Raw genomic sequence first — 18,895 nt, 5'->3', positions numbered from 1 at the left:
TTTCCGAGGAGAGCGCATTTTTTGTAGGTGAACAATGACGAAAGAAGCCATTATACTCGGTATGATGTTGGGCCTTATTTTTTCATGGAAAAATAAGGTTTTTCTTTCATTGCCGACATTTAAAAACTTAATCATTGCAGGTATCGGCGCACTTATCTTTATAATAAGCATAAAATTGGCGCCGAATTCTCCCTCAATTCTAAAAATCTTTTCCGCTATACACGGAGTTTCCTTGGGGATCATAGGTTTTGGTTTTATAGTAGGGAAGCACTTGGGCTACCGATTAGTCGGGATAGGTGTGTTGTTAAACAGCCTCCCTGTCGTATTAAACGGAGCTATGCCCGTCGAGCCGTCACGCCTTATAGAAATAGGCGACGATCGTGCTCGCTCTCTTATTGCCGGAGGTAAGACATTGACACATGTTTTAGCTGACGAGGGAACAAGAGTGCGCTTTCTCTGCGATCGATTTATTTTTTCTTCTCCCATGACCTCGGCACGGGTCATGAGTCTTGGCGATGGTTTCATAGCCGTCGGCATCTTCGTTTTTGTAGCCAGTGCCGTATCGTATGTTTTTAGGAGGGCCAATCTAAATGAAATGGATAAGTGAAACTCTTTCCATCCTGCGAATCCAAGATATTATCGACATCGCCATTGTCGCAGTGATTATCTATTGGCTTTTAAAATTAATTCGTGGAACCCGCGCCGAACAATTGAGTAAAGGTATCGTCGTCGTATTGGTACTTACTAAGGTGAGTGAGGTTCTACAGATCTATATGCTGAACTACCTTTTAAAAAGTATGTTGACATGGGGATTCCTAGGTCTCTTCATCGTTTTTCAGCCGGAGATTCGTCGAGGTCTCGAGTTTATCGGGAGAAACAGTTCCTTAAAAAAAGGCTTAATTTATTCCAGCAAGCGCGACGAATCGACGATAAATGAAATTGTAAGCGGTGTAGCATCGTTATCGCGACAAAAAATTGGGGCTTTGATCGTTATCGAACGCCAGACAGGGCTGAACGAGATCATCGAGACGGGGACGCCGATCTACGGCGAGCTCTCCTCGGCTCTTCTCATAAATATTTTTATCCCCAATACGCCACTACACGACGGGGCCGTCATCGTAAACGGTGACCAGATCGTATCGGCAGCTTGTTTTCTGCCCTTGACGGAGCAAAAAGGTTTATCGAAGGAACTGGGAACTCGCCATAGAGCCGCCATAGGCATAAGTGAAAAAAGTGATGCTTTCGCCATTATTGTCAGTGAAGAGACGGGCTCGATCTCCATCGCGGAGTATGGTGGTATTAATCGTCACTTAGACTTGGCGACGCTGGAGCAATTACTGCGCGATATTTATTTCCCCAACGAATCGAAAAGCGAGGTAGAAAATGCGTGAACGCTACTTGAATTTCATGGCGAATAATCGAAACACCCTCGCAAAGATTTTTTCGTTGGTGATCGCCATTTTATTATGGTTTTTTATCATAACAGAAATCGATCCGACCATTAAAAAAGACTTTACCAATGTCCCGGTAGAACTCCGTAATCAATCCACGATGCGCGAAGCCGGTTTAGAACTTTTAAAACACGACGATTACACGACTAATATTGTGATCAGCGGCAAAAGAAGCGCCATTTTAGGTTTAAAAGAAGAAGATATTTCCGCTTATGTGGATCTTGAAGATATTCAGCCGGGTTCTCAACGACTGCCCATTCACTACCGTTTAAGCGACGAAAGTCTAACGATCGAACGTTCAAATCCTAAAGCCATAACCGTATCGGTAGATGAAATTGTAAAAGAGGAAAAGACCGTTACTGTTAAGAGTAAGGGCAAGCCCGATGACAACTATGTAATCGATCGGATTAGCGTCAGCCCCGAAAAAGTAACCGTCAGTGGACCCAAGCGTGATGTGGACAAGGTGCAGTCCGTCGTAGGTTATGTTGCCGTTGACGGAGCAAAGGATACGGTGGTGTCTACTGTAGAACTTTTTCCAATAGATCAAAGCAAAAATGTCGTATCCAATGTGGATATTTCACCTAACAGTGTAAGCGCCCAAGCCGTCATCTCAAAGGCATTGAGCGTTCCCATTAATGTGGAATACACAGACGAAAATGTCGAAGAGTTCAAACGAGAACGCGCCATTTTGACGCCGACCAGTATTTTGATTACAGGAGAGGGCGAGCAGATCGATAAGGTAGAAAGTGTTAAGACCAATCCGGTAAATCCGAGAGAGCTGATGACCGAATATACTCTACCCTTAACACTGGATCTTCCCGACGGAGTTCACTTAGTCAATCCCGATGAATCAATATTCCTGCGCTATATGAAAAATGAAACGGCCAAACGGAGCTTAGAAATTGATCCGAAGTCCATCGATTTAGGCGGGAAAAAATTTAAAATGCCGAGTCATATTACAGTGGACGTCTATGGCGAACAAAGTTTGGTGGATTCTATTAATGCGGAAGATCTGACCGTAACGATCGACGGCAACGGTAAGCTTACGGCGAAAGGACCGAAAGGGCTTGAAATTATTCAAATTCTTCCGCGGCAATTGAGCCGGTAACCTTGATACAATCCCGAAGTTTTGCTAAAATAACCTTTATCTTAAAATGAGGAGTGCAAGGAGGTACTGATGAAATATTTAGGAGACGGTTTAACATTTGACGATATCCTGCTTATGCCGGGCTATTCCGAAGTTTTACCGAATGAAGTAAGTTTAAAAACGAAAATCACCAACCAAATCGAATTAAATATTCCGCTTATGAGTGCGGGTATGGATACGGTTACGGAATCACAAATGGCCATTGCCATGGCACGTGAAGGTGGCATCGGTATTATCCATAAGAGCATGCCTTTAGAAGATCAGGTAAAAGAAGTAGATCGTGTAAAGAGAAGCGAACACGGCGTTATTACCGATCCATTTTCCCTTTCCAAGGAGCATGTTATTAAGGATGCTCTGGAGTTGATGAGCCATTATCGAATCAGCGGCGTACCCATCGTCGACGATAAAGGTATTTTAGAAGGCATTATTACCAATCGCGATATTCGCTTTGAAGATGATCTCTCTAAAAAAATTGCCGATGTCATGACCTGCGAAAACCTCGTTACAGGTCACGAAGGTATTTCCATGGACGATGCTTTAAAAGTCATGAAGGAATATAAAATCGAAAAACTTCCTTTAATCGACGATCAGCATTATTTAAAAGGTCTTATTACGATTAAAGATATCGAAAAAGCTATTCAATACCCGAATTCTGCAAGAGATGCCGGGGGCAGACTTCTAGTAGGCGCCGCGATCGGCGTTACCCACGATGTTTATGATCGGGTAGAAGCTCTCGTAGCTGCGGGAACGGACCTTTTCGTTATCGACACCGCTCACGGCCAATCGGCAGGGGTTTTAAAAACCATTCGTGAAATTAAAAAAGCCTTCCCCGATCTTCAATTAGTGGCGGGGAATGTGGCGACTTACCAAGGAACCATGGATCTTATCGACGCCGGTGCAGACTGTGTCAAAGTCGGTATCGGACCCGGTTCTATTTGTACTACGCGCGTCGTAACGGGTATCGGTGTACCTCAAGTAACGGCTATCTTAAACTGCTCCAAAGCCGGTCAAGAGAAAGGTATTCCCATTATCGGCGACGGCGGTATTAAATACTCCGGCGATGTTACAAAGGCCATTGCCGCAGGCTCCGACGTGGTCATGATGGGCTCCATGTTTGCCGGTACCGACGAAAGTCCCGGGGAAGAAATTTATGTAGAAGGACGTCGCTTTAAAACTTACCGGGGTATGGGCTCCTTAGGCGCCATGAGCAGTGGTTCCAGCGATCGTTATTTCCAATCGGAAACGAAGAAATACGTTCCCGAAGGTGTTGAAGGTCGAATTCCCTACAAGGGAAAAGTCGGCGACGTCGTTTATCAACTAGTGGGCGGTTTAAAGAGCGGTATGGGCTATGTAGGTGCGAAAGATATTCACGAGCTCAAGACCAAGACCGAATACATGAAAATTACGCCGGCAACTTTACAAGAAAACCATCCTCACAATATTACCATTACACGCGAAAGTCCGAACTATATCGGTTCTCGCAAATAGGCAAAAAAAGGCCGCTTCTGTAGAAACACAGGGGCGGCCTTTTTTGTTATTCGTATTTTAAACATCTTTTAGCGAAGGTAAAGGCAAGTATACTTTCGGCGGCGGCAAATCCAAGGACGATAAGTGAATCCTGTATTGTAAATCGAGTGAAGTGATTCATTTCATAGGCCAAGGTGTTTAGAGCGAAAACATTTTCGATTACGGGGAAGATCTGTTGGGCGCAAGACATAAAACCCGCCATGGTTACGGCCACGGAGATAAGGCTTACGCCGCCTAAGGATTTCATACGAATACTAAAAGCGGAGAAAATGAAGATTGCCGGAATTGCCAGAAAAATACTTGCAAAAAAGTAGTAGAGATAAAGTGAAAAATCGACGGAACCGAAACCACAGACGAATCGGCCGGACAGATAAAAACAGAAAAAGAAGAAAACCTGAGCGATAATGACGAGCGCCAGCGCTAAGAAACATTTCGCAAGAATAAACTGATGATGCTTGACGGTGCTTAGTCGGATAAAATTCAAACCTGCCTTGTGTTCCACTTGCCACAAAAGAGCGACGATGATGGCGATTAGTGGAACGTAGAAAAAAGAGAAGTAGAATAGGCCGATTTGGGTGAATAAACTTTCCCATTCATGGTTGAGCATGGCGCGATTGCCCATGTAATTAAAGGTACCAAAACTCGTCGCCAATAAAGGTACGACGAGAATGGCCAACAAAAGTGGGAACCATTTTATTTTTTTGACCTCGATTGAAAAAACAGAAAACATAGTGCCTCCTAAATAGTTTTGTCGCTACGAATATGCGTGTGTTTTTTTATTATAATTAAGCAGATTAATAAACCGGCGAGAGAAACTGCCAAGCTTAGCCAAGGAGTGGGGTTTAGTACGCGGGCAAATCCCTCGCTTTGCTTGATGTAGGAAATCGACAATAGGGAGCTGTACCACGCAAAAGGATTGACGAGAGTGAGTGCACGGGAAGTTAACATGGAGAGTATGCCCGACAGAGCCCCGCCCATGGAAAAGAATAGGGTAAAGTAAGGGCTCTTGGACCTTGTATCCAGAATAAGAAAGAAAGCGACAATAGCCGAGGCGATGAGCCACTGGCTGAAAAAAATCACGGCCACGTGTGTACTCGTCACTTGAGACAGATGAAAATGATTGGACCGTGCGGCCATTTGAAGGATCAAAACCCACTCTACCAACTGCAGAATGAAGAGGCGCAAACTAAGCCACGACCATTTTCTGAAGAGGAGCGTGGAAGGCTCTACGCCCAGCATTTCCTGAAGTTGAAACATATTGTTTTTCTCTTCGATCTCAACGACTTTTTTTACTAAAGCGGAAAGAAGTACAGGGTTAAAGATCAAATGAAATAAGAAGTAAGCATCCAAAAGAGAGAAGAGGGGGTAGATGTCTTTAATAAAAGAACCTTCAAATGCAATGACCCCCAAGACGACGACATGAACACATAACATGAGAAAAAGAAGAACGTAGAGGCGTAGACCTTTATATTTTCTCGATTCCGTATTATTCAACGGTTCCACCTCCCTTTTGTGTATCCTGAATAAACAAAGCTTCCAAGCTTTCACGCTCTTCTTCAATGCGATAAATATCGACGACTGAAGATAAGCGGCGCACGATTTCTGCCACTTCGTCATCGTCGGGATGATTTAAAATTAAGCGTTCTCCGCGAATTGCAAATTCTGTAGAGTTGAGTGCCTTGGCTGCCAAATCATTGTCGGATGTACGTAAGGAGAGAATCGGCGGATGAAGCTCTCGGTAGTTTTCAAGGGTTCCGTTATAGATCAAGCGACCGCTTTGAAGCATGGCAATATGGGTGGCGATTTTTTCCACTTCGTCGAGAATGTGAGATGAAATTAAAATCGTCGTATTCTTTTCCTCCGCCAATTGTAGAAATAGATGGCGCATTTCCAAAGTGCCGATGGGATCCAGTCCGTTAATCGGTTCGTCGAGAATTAATAATTTCGGATCGCCGATAATAGCCATGGCGATCCCCAATCGCTGTTTCATACCCAGTGAATAAGTTCTAACCTTGTCGTGACCTTTATTCTCAATACCGACAGATTGCAGTGTCGGTACAATATATTTTTTATCGATACCTTTTAACGTACATAGAATGGAAAGATTTTCTACGCCCGTTAAGTGGTCGTAATAGGACGGTCGTTCGATCAAGGCGCCCAACTTGCGATTCAGTATCTTTTGATTTTTAGTGGTTATTTTTTGGTCGAAAAGTGTCATCTCGCCGGAATCTTTTGAAATTAAGCCTAGTATGGACTTCATCAAAGTAGATTTACCGGCGCCATTGGGCCCGATTAAACCGTAAATGGCACCTTTAGGTAAGGTTAAGTGATCGATGTCCAAAACTGTTTTGCCGTGGTAACTCTTTTTTAAATTGTCGATGGATAAAAGATTTTCCATAAGAACCTCCTTTTTGTGTCATTATAAAATCGGAAGCTCACAGACTTATGGAACCTACATCACATTTAGATCACAAAGGATAAACTGCTTTTGCCCTGTGATAAAATAGCACTAAAAGGAGGCGACACTATGGAGAACAAGAAAGGTCCGGTTATTTTAATCGTAGACGACGAAAAATCCCTGTTGGATCACTTGGATAGGTATTTACGAGGTGCAGGATACGACTCGATTAAAACAGCATCCAATTTGGCCCAGGCGAAGTATCAACTGGCCCATCATTCCGTGGATTTAATAATTTTAGATTTAATGCTTCCCGACGGAAGCGGAATGGACTTGCTGAAATCCGTCCGTCAACGTTCCCATATGCCGGTCATTATTTTATCTGCTTTAGACGGCATCGACGATCGCCGCGAAGGCTTTGAATCGGAGGCCGATGATTATATCGTAAAGCCTTTTCTCGCAGAGGATCTTTTATGGCGCATAGAGGCTGTGCTTCGAAGAAGTTTCCGAGAAGAAAAGGGCAAGCTTGTCGACTTAAACGGCGCTTTATTCGATCTTTCCAAGGGAACGATTACGAGAGGAAACAATGAAGAGAAGCTGACGGCGAAGCAGTTTAAAATTTTGAGTTTACTTGCGGATAATTTAAATCATATCGTCTCCATCGATCAAATAATCGAAAGTGTCTGGGAAGAGACCTTTGGTTATGAAAATACATTGATCACCCATATTTATCGCCTGCGCGAAAAACTTGAAGATGACCCCTCAAATCCTAAACGATTGGTGACGGTAAAGGGTCTCGGTTATAAATTAGTAGGAAAGTCATAACGGAGTTACTATGTTTCAGTTCATATTACAAAAATTACGCCGTTTCGTTTATTTCACAGTCGCCTTTTCGCTGACCTTTATTTTTCTAATTTTCGTTATTCTGTACATAAATTACAATGTAAGCAAACAGTATGCTCAGCCCGATAGTGTCCACGTTTACATTATGGAGAATAAAGGCGACGAATTCTTTTTTACGACAGCAAACCGAAATTTTCTAAAAGAAAATAATCTCTGGGCCATTCGCATTGGCGCAAGCGGCAAGGTTATTGAATCCTGTAGAAAGCCTTCTGAAATTCCGGAAACTTATAATATGACCGATGTGGCCCGGTTTACCCGTTATTATTTGAAAGATTATCCCGTGCTGACGTACATTGTCGGCGACGAGCTCCTCGTCATCGGATATCCTAAGGGAACATTGGATAAGCTGCCCTTCAACTATTACAGCGCGGAGCAATGGCTTTTAAACGTAGATTTGGCACTTATTTTTTTATTAGGCTATCTATTCTTTCTCTTTTTTATGTACAGAAGGGAGCGGAACAATCTGTTCAAAAAATTATCCCCTCTACAAAGAGCATTGGGGAAAATTTACAGCGCTGATTATATTCCCCTGGAAGAGGATGGTCCCTTAAAAGATGTTTCTCGCGCAGTAAACGATGCCAATCGACGCTATGAACAGTTGAGTAAAAGCCAAAGCCAATGGATTCGCGGCATTAGCCACGATGTGCGCACGCCTCTCTCAAAACTCAGCTGGGGATTGAACGATTTAAAAACAGAAGAAAATGAAGAAGCTATTGAGGCAATGGAAGAGGAGCTGATGTGCATCAGCAAAACTATACAAGATCTCAATGATACGTCGCGGCTTCAGAATCTTAGCAACGAACGATTTGTTTTGAAAAACCCGATTCCCATTTTAAGAAAATTGTTAATTCGTTATTTAAATGAAAATCCGGATCGCAAGATTATCTTTGAAAATAAAATAAAAGAATCTACAAAAATTAAAATGGACTCTCACTTGTTTAGCAGAATGATCGAGAATATTATCAAAAATAGTTTGACATATCAAAGTGGCGATATTTATGTAAGCTGCTGTGAAGATATGGATTTTATTTGTATCAATCTATGGGATTATGGTGGAGGCGTCAGTAAAGAAGTATTGGAGCGTTTAGATACTTCTGATTTAATTTCTGTGAATGTGCATGGTATGGGGCTTTTAATTTCCAAACAAATCTGTTACTTACACGGCGGTGAGATGAGGGCTGAGAATGAAAATGATGGTTTTAAAGTTGAATTCACATTACCGATATCAAAGTAATTTTCAAGTAAAGCCGGATTCTACATTTATTGACAGTATTACTGGGTATTGATAACATGTTAAAGGATATAAGGAGGCTGATTATGAAAGTTTCAATTCTTATGGGTAGTTACAGCGATAGAGAAATCGCATTTGATGTTATTAAATCGTTAAAAGAGTTGGGTGTGGACTACGATGTTGTGGTTTACAGTGCTCACCGCACGCCCAATGAAGTGGTCGAATATGTAAAGGAACAGGAAAAACAAGGAACGGAAGTTTTTATTTCTATTGCCGGCAAGGCGGCTCATCTCGGCGGTGTCGTCGCAGCACATACGACGCGCCCCGTCATCGGCGTACCGGGCAAGACATCTGTAGCAGGGGGAATGGATTCCCTCCTTTCAACTGTTCAAATGCCCTCCGGCGTCCCTGTAGCGACGGTAGCCATTAACGGAGGAAAGAATGCCGGAATTTTAGCGGCACAAATTTTATCTGTAGCCGATGATGATCTTAAAAAACGTCTCGACGATTACAAGTTAAAATTACAATCGGAAGTTGAAGAAATGAATCGCAAACTCGAGGAGGATTTACGTGGCTAAAATGAAAACAGATGTGGAAATTGCCGGAGAGGCCCATTTAGAAGAGGTCTATAAAATCGCCGAAGATTTGGGGTTGAAAAATGAAGATATAAAGCCCTACGGTCATTATATGGCGAAGATTCAAGGGAATCCCTTTAATGCACCTAATGAAAAGGAAGGTAAACTGATTCTCGTTACCGCCATCAACCCGACACCAGCCGGGGAAGGGAAGACGACGACCAATATCGGTCTTGCCATGGCTATGAACCGCATGGGTAAGAAAACCATCAGCACATTGAGAGAACCGAGTCTGGGGCCGGTCTTCGGCATCAAGGGCGGAGCGGCCGGCGGCGGCTATTCTCAAGTTCTTCCCATGGACGATATTAATCTTCACTTCACAGGTGATTTCCACGCTATTACCAGCGCCAACAATCTTATCAGCGCCGCCATCGACAATCATATTCATCAAGGTAATGCGTTGAATATCGATCCTAAAAATGTAACTTTTAAACGTGTATTGGACATGAATGACCGTGCCCTGAGAGAAATCATCGTCGGTGCGGGCCCTAAGAAAAACGGCGTAATACGCGAAGAGGGCTTCGATATTACAGTAGCCTCTGAAATTATGGCAATTCTTTGCCTTGCACGCGATCTCGAAGATTTTAAGTCGAGAGTGGCAAGAATTATCGTTGCCTACACTATGGACAATAAGCCGGTCTATGTAAAAGATTTAGAGGTAGAAGGTGCCGTGGCCATGCTTATGAAAGATGCGATCATGCCCAATTTGGTGCAGACCATCGAAAATACGCCGGCTATTATTCACGGCGGGCCTTTCGCCAATATTGCCCACGGATGTAACTCTATTTTAGCTACAAAGGCGGCTTTAAATCTCGGTGATTATGCCGTTACGGAAGCGGGATTCGGCGCCGACCTCGGCGCGGAAAAATTCCTCGACATTGCAGCACAGGAAGGCGACTTCCACCCGAATTGTATCGTCGTCGTCGCCACTATTCGCGCTCTTAAATACAATGGGGGTGTGGCGGTAAAAGATCTCAGCGAAGAAAATGTAGAGGCGCTGAAAGCAGGATTCCCGAATTTGAAACGCCATGTAGAGAATATGAAAAAATACGGCGTTCCCGTGGTAATCGCCATTAACAAATTTCCCGCCGACACGGAAAAAGAGCTTGAAACCATTGGCGAACTTGCCGATGAACTGGGCGTAGATGTAGCTCTGTCCGATGTCTTTGCAAAAGGGGGAGAGGGCGGCATGGAGCTTGCCGAAAAAGTAATCGCTCTATGCGAAGAAGAAAGCAATTACAAACCCATTTACGAACGGAATACGAGTATCGAAGAAAAAATCGAGACCATTTCGAAAACTATTTACGGCGCAAAGGATGTAGTATATTCCGACGAAGCCAAAGCCGTAATGAAACGCATCGAAGATTTAGGAGCGGGCGACCTTCCCATTTGCATGGCGAAGACGCAAATGTCCTTTACCGATGACGCGACGAAGCTAGGTGCTCCGGAGGATTTTACGATTCATATTCGCGATATGCGTCTTTCCAATGGGGCGGGCTTTATCGTAGCGCTGACAGGTTCCATTATGACCATGCCCGGCCTGCCGAAAGTTCCCGCAGCCAATGGTATGGATATCGATCGAAACGGAAAGATTACCGGTCTATCATAAAGTGAGGTAAAATATGGCCTATACATCAAAAATCGAAGATAAAAATATGGACGAACTATTCGATGCCATTTTAAGCTTAAAGAACAAAGAAGAATGCTATCGTTTCTTCGAAGATATCTGCACTATTAAAGAATTAAAAGCTATCTCCCAACGTTTGGAAGTAGTAAAACTTCTCGTATCGGACAACACCTACCACGCCATCGAGCAGGAAACCGGCGCCTCTACGGCGACTATCAGCCGTATCAATCGCGCCCTTCATTACGGAGCGGACGGATACAATCTCGTCTTGAAGCGTTTAGGCTATTTAAATGACAAAGAAAAAGAAGATTAATAAAAAAGGTCGAAAGACGGGTAATAATTGTCCGTCCTTCGACCTTTTACTATGCTTTTAATTCTTCTACGAGCTCTTTTTTCGGCGTTACATACAGGGTAGAGAAGTCCGTATAAATAACGAGACCCGTTTGATTGGAGGGATGGCGCCTGATAAATTGACGTTTCGTGTAATCTACCTCTACATTAGACGATTGTCTGCTCCTACTGTAATAAGCGGCGAGCTCCGCACATTCGATTAAGACTTCTTCGGAAGGCTCCGTTCCGTCGGTTTTTAAAATAACGTGACTTCCCGGGCCGTTTTTTACGTGGAACCAATAGTCGTTTTTCCGAGCAAACTTTAAGGTGAGCTCCTGATTTTGACGATTGTTGCGCCCCACATAAATGGGATGTCCCTCAGATGATTTGAAGTGAAGAAATTCCGCTTTTTTTGAATGTTTCTTTTTATTTCCCCGACCGTGATCTTTGAATTTCTTTTTTAAATAATCTTCTCGAAATTCCTCTTGGATGCCGTCCACTTCGTCGACAGTCGAGGCATCTTCTAAATTATAGAGCATGGAATCCAGGTATTGGATTGTCGTGCGATTATTTTCGATGCGATCTGTTAAAGTGGCTTCGGCGTGTTTTAATTTGGTGAACTTTTTATAATAAGTTGCGGCGTTTTGGATGGCATCTTTCGTGTCGTCCAAGGGGATAGTAATAGGTTCCATATCGTCGTAAAAGTTTTCTAAGGTAATCTCGCGGCTCCCTTTTTCAATTTTCCATGCATTGGAAGAGATAAGGTCGCCGTAGACTTTTAATTTTTTACGATCCTTCGCTTCCCGAAGCTCCAATTCCATCTTTTCCTGCTTCGTCAATGCACGCTCCAAGTAGTTTTTAATCTGCTTGTGGAGGTTTTGACTCTTCTGACGAATTCTATCCTCCATGACGCGAATAATAAAAGTTTGATCCAAGAGTTTCGAAGGAGAATCGTAAAATGTCTTATTATCTTCGGGATAGTGTTTCAGATTAACGGCGGAAAAGGCGATAATTTTGTGACCGTCGGAAATGCTTTGAGGCCTATATTCTCCGTTTCGTACCTCGTCCATTACTTCTTTGAAGGATCGATAAAGAGGAGTTTTTTCCACGGTCTTCATAGGATCTTTTTCGGAATAACCGGCTCGATAGGCAATTTCAGACGCGATAAGGGGTGAGATGCCGAGGTAACGACGAATAAAAAAGTTTTTAACGGAAAGAGCTTTTTCCTCACTTGCCGATGCTATAAAATCGGTCTCCGTTTCTTCTAAGGGATTGACCCTGTCCATAATTCCCTCAAGAGTATAGTGAACTCCGGGGAGGATTTCCCGCACGCGGCTCGTGCCGTGATTAATACGCTTCAGTGCGTCTATAATTTTTTCGTCCTCATCCACGAGAATAATATTGGAATGCCGTCCCATCATTTCGATAATCAGCGTCTTTTTAACTTTATCGAAAAGATCGTTAAATCCCTCGACCTCGATACAGAGGACGCGGTCCATTTCGATTTGGTAAATTCGTTGAATTACAGTAGATTCAAGATGCTTACGCAACAACATACAGAAATTAGGAGGAGTTGCCGGGTTTTGAAATTTCTTTTCCGTAATATAAGCGCAGGGATTATTGGCCGAGGCGGACAACAATAAGCTGCCGCGTGCCCGATGACTTCTTAAATTTAAAATCAGGGTATCCTGTTGCGGCTGATATACTTTGTCGATTTTCCCGCCGGCATAAAGTGTGTCAAGTTCCTCGCTTACGGCTTTTGTCATAGTTCCGTCGTAACTCAATCTATCTCCTCCTTGTGATGCTGAAAGCTCGTTGTCTTTCATGTATAATAACATAGAGGAGGCGCCTATGCACAGCATGACCGGCTTTGGTTCGGTAGAACAAATGACAGAGAACACTACATTAAGTGTCGTTATAAAATCGGTAAATCATAAGAATCGGGACATTCGTATAAAAGGTTTGGGAGACTTTCAAGCTGTCGAAAATAATATAAAAAAAGCTATTGAAAGAGATGTCTTCCGTGGAAGGATTGAAGTTAGTTTTTCTATTAAGAAAAGCGGAGAAAAGAAGTTGAGTTACTCCGAGGAGACCGCCGAATTTTATATTTCGCTTTATGAAGAAATGGCGGGGGAAGAACCTTCGGTCCAATGGCTTTTATCTCGGCCCGGCGTCGTAGAAGTATTGGATTTAGACGAGGACATATCATCTGATTTTATTCAAAAGGCTTTCGAGGAGGCATTTGATGAATTTCTCGCCATGCGCAAGCGAGAAGGCAGCTATTTATCCGAGTGCTTAAAAGAAAAAATCAAGTACATAGAAAGTGAGCTCGATATAATAAAGGCTTCTACGGAAGAAGATAAAAAAACACAGCAAAAGTTTTTCCGGAATCGAGTTGAAGAATTTATGGAGGAGTATGCGATGGATCCCTCCCGGTTTGCCACGGAGCTCGCACTTTTGTATGAAAAAATTTCAATCGAAGAAGAAATCGACAGGCTTTATTCTCATATCGAGCAGTTTAATGTTATAATTGAGAGAAAAGGTTCTGTTGGTCGCAGTTTAGATTTTCTCCTGCAGGAAATGTTTAGGGAAGCTAATACAATGGCGAACAAATCGAGAACGATCGATGTCTTACATCGCCTCGTAGATGTTAAAACGGCTATCGATGATTTAAGAGAACAAGTTGCAAATGTAGAATAAATTAAAGGCGGTGTTGTGTGTCTAAAGGTTTTTTATTGGTACTTTCCGGTCCGTCCGGCAGCGGCAAGGGAACGGTAAGCGAAGCGCTCATGGCGAAAAATGAAGAAGTTAAGTTTTCCACATCTGTCACCACGCGAAAACCGAGGGTGATGGAAGTGGACGGCGAGAATTATTTTTTTAAAACCGAAGAAGAGTTTAAAGAAATGGTTAAAAACGACGAGCTGCTCGAATACGCCCATGTGCATACCAATTATTACGGGACGCCGAAAGAATTCGTCTTTAATGAGATCGAAAAAGGAGAAATTGTACTTCTTGAGATAGACGTTCAAGGCGCTCTTCAAATAAAAGAAAAGTACAAAGAGGCCGTATTTATTTTCCTATTACCCCCTACGATGGAAGAGTTAAAACAACGGATCGTCAATAGGGGAACGGAAAGTGAAAAGGACATCGAGACGCGCTTTACCAATGCTTTTAAGGAATTGGATTTCGTGGGCGAATACGACTACTTCGTCGTCAACGACAAGGTAGAACAAGCGGTCGAAGATATTGAAAATATTATTGCGGCGGAAAAGCTCCGCGTGAAACGATATAACGATATTAAAAAAGATATTGTAGAAAGAAGGTCGATACGATGAATATTATGTCATTTGGAGAAATTGCAAAGATAACGGACAGCCGCTATGAACTTGCGACCCTCGTTTCTAACAGAGCGCGGGAAATCGTAGACGGCGACGATGCTTTAATCGATACCGATCTTGAAAATCCCGTATCCATTTCAATGGAAGAAGTTTATAAGGGAGCGGTGAAGTTCACAACGAAAGAGCGTTTTGAAGAAATTCAAGCGGAAAAGGAACGTCGTGCCGAAGCGCTGAGACGGGAACTTGAACAAAGCGAAGGAGAGGAAGAAGGGGATGAGTAAGCATGTTCTCCTCGGCGTCAGCGGAGGAATCAGCGCTTATAAATCACCGGGTATCGTCAGCCGTTTAAAAAAGATGGGCATCGAGGTGCGCGTCGTCATGACGGAGCATGCCACGGAGTTTGTAACGCCTCTTACTTTTCAAACCATGAGCAATGAAGTGGTCCATGTGGAAATGTTTAATCAGCTTTCCAATATGGATGTAGAACATATTTCATTGGCTAAGTGGGCGGACTGCGTGATTATTGCCCCGGCTACGGCCAATACTATCGCCAAGCTCGCTTACGGCATTGCCGACAACATGCTTACTACCGTCGCCATGGCGACAAAGGCGAAGATTTTAATCGCCCCTGCCATGAACACCAATATGCTCGAAGCCGAATCAACTCAAGAAGCCCTGAGACTATTGAGTTCCAGAAAGAATGTGGAAATTCTTCCAACAGCGGAAGGTTTGCTGGCTTGCCAAGATGTGGGATCGGGAAAAATGCTCGAACCCGAGGAAATCGTAGATTATATCTTAGAAGCACTTACACCGAAAACCATGGAAGGTGTCGAGCTGACGGTAACGGCAGGCCCTACGAAAGAACGAATGGATCCAGTACGTTTTTTAAGTAATCACAGTAGCGGAAAGACGGGATACGCCATCGCCGTGGAGGCGCGCAATCGCGGTGCCAAAGTGCACCTTATCAGCGGGCCGACCCATCTTCCCGTACCGAGGGCCATCGATTTTATCGGCGTAGAGAGCACACAGGAAATGTTCGACGCTGTGGAGCGGGTATTTCCTACAACCGATGTATTGATTAAATCCGCCGCTCCAAGCGATTATAAGCCCGCTCATTATGTCGATGAGAAGATTAAAAAGAGCGGCGGCGAAAATATGACCGTAGAGTTTTCTCCTAATCCGGATATCGCCAAACATTTCGGCAATATTAAAGGCGATCGCGTCGTGGTCGGCTTTGCCGCCGAAAGTCACAATATGACGGAGTATGCTAAGAAAAAGTTGAAGAATAAAAACTTTGATTTTATCGTCGCCAATAATATTTGTGAAGAGAACGCGGGCTTCGGAAGCGAGACCAATCATGTTAAAATCTTTTCTGCAGACGGCGGGGAAGAGGATCTGCCCATGATGGAAAAGACGAAATTGGCCGAAGAAATTTTAGATCGTGTAACAGAGAATTTGAAAAGCTAGCACTGTCTAGCTTTTTTTACATGTAGGGAGTTCCTATGATTGTAGATGTTTATATCGACAAGGCTTTGCCGCAAATTGATCAATTATATAGCTATTCTTGGAACGACCATGGAGAGTCCCTTATAGGTCGACGGGTCGTCGTGCCTTTCGGCAGGGGCAACAAGATGGAAATTGCGGTAGTTGTCGCTGAACGTGAAGGAGACGAGTCTAAGCTTAAGGAAGTTTCCGAAGTAATGGACCGCAACCCTATTCTATCGAAAGGGGCTATCGCCCTCGGTCTAGCAATGCGAGAGAGATTTTTAACATCCTACGTACAATCCTTTCAACCCTTACTTCCCAAATATGTATTGGGGGAAACCGTAGAAGTTCTGATCGAGGAAAAGGATACGGCGAGAACGAAGGATCTTATGGGAGATAAGCACAAAATTCTAACAAAAGAACTTCCTATCAGTAAGGAATCCATTTTGAAAGAAGCGGTAGAAAATGATGAGGTTTCTTTTTCTTTCGAATCTTTAGACGGAGTCAAGGCGAAAAAGATCCCACATTTTCGCGCCATATGCGGAAGAGATGAAGATTTAACTGAAAAACAAAAGATCGTCTTCGATTTGCTGTTAGAGGATGGGCCCCTTACAAAATCGGAAGTTCGCGAACGGACGTCTTTTTCCGACTCTCCTTTAAACGGACTCATAAAAAAGGGAGCAGCCGAAGAGTCCCCCGAGGAGAATTTGAGAGGGGAAACGCCGCCCGAGCTCAGGGAAGATCAAATAAAAGCTATCGCCGATATTTCGAATTCTGAAAAGAAAGTGCACCTACTCTACGGCGCTACGGGAACGGGAAAGACGGAAGTTTATATGCAGTTGGCGGCCCTCGCAATGGAAGAGGGTAAATCTTCCATGATAATCGTCCCGGAAATCGGTTTGGCGACGCAAATGGTCTATAGATTAAAAACTCGATTTCCCGGGAAAGTGGACATTCTCCATTCCAAACGCAGTCAGGGAGAAAAGTCAAAATCCTGGATTCGCCTCAAGACGGAACCCGGACGCATTCTTGTCGGTGCCCGTTCGGCAATTTTTGCGCCGATTGAAAATCTCGGCTATATTTTTATAGACGAAGAGCAGGAGGAATCATACGATTATCAGGAAGGCCTCCGCTACGATGTCCGTACCGTCGCGGAAATGCGCGCTCGAATCGACGGGGCGAAAGTAGTTTACGGATCCGCCACGCCGTCGGTAGCTATGTATTCGAGAGTAGATGTGGATCTTCAAAAACACGATCTCGTGGGAGATCCTGAAAATGCAAAGAATAATTTGGAAATGACTGTCGTCGATATGCGGGAAGAAATCCTCAGAGGCAATACGGATATTTTATCTGCGGAGATGGTGGAAGGTCTGGAGGAAACCCTTAAGAATAAAAAGCAGGCCATTTTATTTATTAATCGGCGAGGCTTCAGTAACTTTGTTAGTTGCCGGACTTGCGGCTATGTTATCGAATGCGACGCCTGCGACATTTCCATGGTCTATCATAGAAAGACCGGACGATTGCACTGCCACTATTGCGGCCGCACCAAGCCCTATCCCCCTACATGTCCTTCATGTGGGAGCGAGTATCTTCGCCAATTCGGTATCGGTACGGAGCAAGTGGAATCTTGGATTCAAGAACATTTCCCGAACGCACGGGTCGTGCGTATGGATAAAGATACTATGGCGCAAAAGGGGAAATTTGATGCCCTCTACCGCGCCATGAATGATGGGGAGATCGATATACTGGTAGGCACGCAAATGCTCGCTAAAGGATTGGATTTTAAGAACGTAGACTTTGTAGGCGTAGTGGCGGCAGATCTGTCCCTCTTTGTTTCCGATTACCGTGCCCAGGAAAAGACATTCCAACTTCTTACACAAGTGGCAGGTCGGGCAGGCCGAGGCGATCGGAAGGGTAAGGCAGTAATTCAAACCTATAATCCCGATAATTACAGCATTCAATACGCTAAGGGGCGCCATTACGATCGCTTTTATCATCGGGAAATGGGAGAGCGTAAGCAGTTTCTATATCCCCCCTTCGTTCGCCTGTTAAAAATTCATATCAGAGGTCGGGGAAATGTAAATCAGACCGCTTACAATTGGATGAAGACTTTGGAGGCTATCAATCGTCACCATCACATGAACATTCAAATCGGCGCGCCCGTCGAACAGCCTCGTATTCAAAACAGGGAGCACATGTCTTTGACGGCGAAAATATTTCCCGAGGAGTATCAAACTTTTTTAAAGGTCTTCAAACGGGTATTAATGCATTATTATAGATCCGCCACAGATAAAAATATTTACGTTACCATAGAATTAGACGGATAGTAGGAGAGTGTAAAATGGCTATTTTAAAAATCAGAACAGATGAAGATCCTATTTTAAGAAAGAAATCCCGTGAAGTCGATACATTCGACGATAATCTAAAGCAATTAATCGACGATATGTACGAAACCATGTATGATGCGGAAGGCGTGGGCCTGGCCGCGGTGCAAATCGGCAAACTTAAGCGCATGCTCGTTATCGACGATTACGAAGGATCGAAGCTCGTTATGATCAATCCGAAGCGAATTGAAGAATCAGGCGACGTAGAGGCTCTGGAAGGCTGCCTGAGTGTGCCCGAGCGCGTGGGAAAAGTAAAGCGCTTTGAAACGGTAAAAGTGGAATATCAAACGGCCGACGGTGAAGAAACCGCAATAGAAGCGGAAGGCTTTTTGGCTCGTATCATTCAACACGAAATGGATCACTTGGACGGCATACTCTACACCGATCTTGCGGAAGAGATGTTCGACATCAATAAAGAAACCGGCGAGGGTGAATAATC

Annotated in this window: 19 protein-coding genes; 15 read left to right on the top strand and 4 right to left on the bottom strand. The window is 43.8% G+C overall.

Annotation, left to right across the window (positions count from 1 at the left end; translation table 11 throughout):
* Positions 1-34 precede the first annotated feature (34 nt).
* From PEPTYR26121_RS02325 to guaB, 4 genes are all read left to right on the top strand, one after another.
* A complete protein-coding gene (locus PEPTYR26121_RS02325; protein ID WP_180498824.1) occupies positions 35-607 on the top strand; it encodes a DUF5317 family protein in 573 nt (190 codons plus the stop codon).
* A complete protein-coding gene (cdaA, locus tag PEPTYR26121_RS02320) occupies positions 591-1,391 on the top strand; it encodes a diadenylate cyclase CdaA (protein WP_180498822.1) in 801 nt (266 codons plus the stop codon). The genes PEPTYR26121_RS02325 and cdaA overlap by 17 nt, the downstream gene beginning before the upstream one ends.
* On the top strand, positions 1,384-2,559 hold the full coding sequence (locus tag PEPTYR26121_RS02315; protein ID WP_180498820.1) for a CdaR family protein: 1,176 nt from the start codon (positions 1,384-1,386) through the stop codon (positions 2,557-2,559). Before cdaA ends, PEPTYR26121_RS02315 begins: the two co-directional genes overlap by 8 nt.
* A 69-nt stretch (positions 2,560-2,628) precedes the next feature.
* Entirely contained in the window at positions 2,629-4,086 is a 1,458-nt protein-coding gene (guaB, locus tag PEPTYR26121_RS02310; RefSeq protein WP_180498818.1) for an IMP dehydrogenase, read from the top strand.
* Between the two features lie 46 nt (positions 4,087-4,132).
* Here guaB and PEPTYR26121_RS02305 read toward each other — a convergent pair whose 3' ends face one another.
* The 3 genes from PEPTYR26121_RS02305 to PEPTYR26121_RS02295 are packed head-to-tail and all read right to left on the bottom strand — an operon-like array spanning position 4,133 to position 6,523.
* Positions 4,133-4,855: an ABC transporter permease gene (locus PEPTYR26121_RS02305; RefSeq protein WP_180498816.1), complete on the bottom strand. Its 723-nt coding sequence runs from the start codon at positions 4,853-4,855 to the stop codon at positions 4,133-4,135.
* A gap of 8 nt (positions 4,856-4,863) precedes the next feature.
* Positions 4,864-5,619, bottom strand: a complete 756-nt coding sequence (locus PEPTYR26121_RS02300) for a hypothetical protein (RefSeq protein ID WP_180498814.1) — start codon at positions 5,617-5,619, stop codon at positions 4,864-4,866.
* On the bottom strand, positions 5,612-6,523 hold the full coding sequence (locus PEPTYR26121_RS02295) for an ATP-binding cassette domain-containing protein (protein ID WP_180498812.1): 912 nt from the start codon (positions 6,521-6,523) through the stop codon (positions 5,612-5,614). The genes PEPTYR26121_RS02300 and PEPTYR26121_RS02295 overlap by 8 nt, the downstream gene beginning before the upstream one ends.
* 129 nt (positions 6,524-6,652) lie before the next feature.
* On the opposite strand from PEPTYR26121_RS02295, the gene PEPTYR26121_RS02290 reads away from it, so the two are divergent.
* The 5 genes from PEPTYR26121_RS02290 to PEPTYR26121_RS02270 all read left to right on the top strand — a co-directional run bounded on the left by PEPTYR26121_RS02290 (position 6,653) and on the right by PEPTYR26121_RS02270 (position 11,232).
* Positions 6,653-7,348, top strand: coding sequence for a response regulator transcription factor (locus PEPTYR26121_RS02290; RefSeq protein WP_180498810.1), 696 nt, complete (start codon positions 6,653-6,655; stop codon positions 7,346-7,348).
* A 10-nt stretch (positions 7,349-7,358) separates the two neighbouring features.
* Positions 7,359-8,660: a sensor histidine kinase gene (locus PEPTYR26121_RS02285; RefSeq protein WP_180498808.1), complete on the top strand. Its 1,302-nt coding sequence runs from the start codon at positions 7,359-7,361 to the stop codon at positions 8,658-8,660.
* A gap of 83 nt (positions 8,661-8,743) precedes the next feature.
* Complete coding sequence (purE, locus tag PEPTYR26121_RS02280) at positions 8,744-9,235, top strand: 5-(carboxyamino)imidazole ribonucleotide mutase (protein WP_180498806.1); 492 nt, start codon at positions 8,744-8,746, stop codon at positions 9,233-9,235.
* A gap of 1 nt (position 9,236) precedes the next feature.
* Positions 9,237-10,901 carry a formate--tetrahydrofolate ligase gene (locus tag PEPTYR26121_RS02275; RefSeq protein ID WP_180499214.1) on the top strand — a complete coding sequence of 555 codons (1,665 nt, stop codon included), beginning with the start codon at positions 9,237-9,239 and terminating at the stop codon, positions 10,899-10,901.
* A 13-nt stretch (positions 10,902-10,914) separates the two neighbouring features.
* Positions 10,915-11,232 (top strand): YerC/YecD family TrpR-related protein, encoded by a 318-nt coding sequence (locus PEPTYR26121_RS02270; protein WP_180498804.1) that lies wholly within the window; start codon positions 10,915-10,917, stop codon positions 11,230-11,232.
* A gap of 49 nt (positions 11,233-11,281) precedes the next feature.
* Here the strand turns inward: PEPTYR26121_RS02270 and PEPTYR26121_RS02265 are convergent, their stop codons facing one another.
* Positions 11,282-13,087 carry an Rqc2 family fibronectin-binding protein gene (locus PEPTYR26121_RS02265; RefSeq protein ID WP_180498802.1) on the bottom strand — a complete coding sequence of 602 codons (1,806 nt, stop codon included), beginning with the start codon at positions 13,085-13,087 and terminating at the stop codon, positions 11,282-11,284.
* A gap of 13 nt (positions 13,088-13,100) precedes the next feature.
* Here PEPTYR26121_RS02265 and PEPTYR26121_RS02260 point away from each other — a divergent pair, with 13 nt between their 5' ends.
* Genes PEPTYR26121_RS02260 through def form a run of 6 tightly spaced genes read left to right on the top strand, consistent with a single transcriptional unit; the run spans position 13,101 to position 18,893 of the window.
* Positions 13,101-13,949 carry a YicC/YloC family endoribonuclease gene (locus PEPTYR26121_RS02260; RefSeq protein WP_180498800.1) on the top strand — a complete coding sequence of 283 codons (849 nt, stop codon included), beginning with the start codon at positions 13,101-13,103 and terminating at the stop codon, positions 13,947-13,949.
* Positions 13,950-13,966: 17 nt separating this feature from the next.
* Positions 13,967-14,584 carry a guanylate kinase gene (gmk, locus tag PEPTYR26121_RS02255; protein WP_180498798.1) on the top strand — a complete coding sequence of 206 codons (618 nt, stop codon included), beginning with the start codon at positions 13,967-13,969 and terminating at the stop codon, positions 14,582-14,584.
* 5 nt (positions 14,585-14,589) lie between these two features.
* A complete protein-coding gene (locus tag PEPTYR26121_RS02250) occupies positions 14,590-14,868 on the top strand; it encodes a DNA-directed RNA polymerase subunit omega (protein ID WP_246285871.1) in 279 nt (92 codons plus the stop codon).
* Positions 14,861-16,054 carry a bifunctional phosphopantothenoylcysteine decarboxylase/phosphopantothenate--cysteine ligase CoaBC gene (gene coaBC / locus PEPTYR26121_RS02245; protein WP_180498795.1) on the top strand — a complete coding sequence of 398 codons (1,194 nt, stop codon included), beginning with the start codon at positions 14,861-14,863 and terminating at the stop codon, positions 16,052-16,054. The genes PEPTYR26121_RS02250 and coaBC overlap by 8 nt, the downstream gene beginning before the upstream one ends.
* 35 nt (positions 16,055-16,089) lie before the next feature.
* Positions 16,090-18,399: a replication restart helicase PriA gene (priA, locus tag PEPTYR26121_RS02240; RefSeq protein WP_180498793.1), complete on the top strand. Its 2,310-nt coding sequence runs from the start codon at positions 16,090-16,092 to the stop codon at positions 18,397-18,399.
* A gap of 14 nt (positions 18,400-18,413) precedes the next feature.
* Positions 18,414-18,893: a peptide deformylase gene (gene def / locus PEPTYR26121_RS02235; protein ID WP_180498791.1), complete on the top strand. Its 480-nt coding sequence runs from the start codon at positions 18,414-18,416 to the stop codon at positions 18,891-18,893.
* Positions 18,894-18,895: the final 2 nt, after the last annotated feature.

This window comes from Aedoeadaptatus nemausensis (genome assembly GCF_903819165.1).
Classification (GTDB): Bacteria; Bacillota; Clostridia; order Tissierellales; family Peptoniphilaceae; genus Aedoeadaptatus; species Aedoeadaptatus nemausensis.
This window is presented reverse-complemented; position numbering and strand designations above follow the sequence as displayed.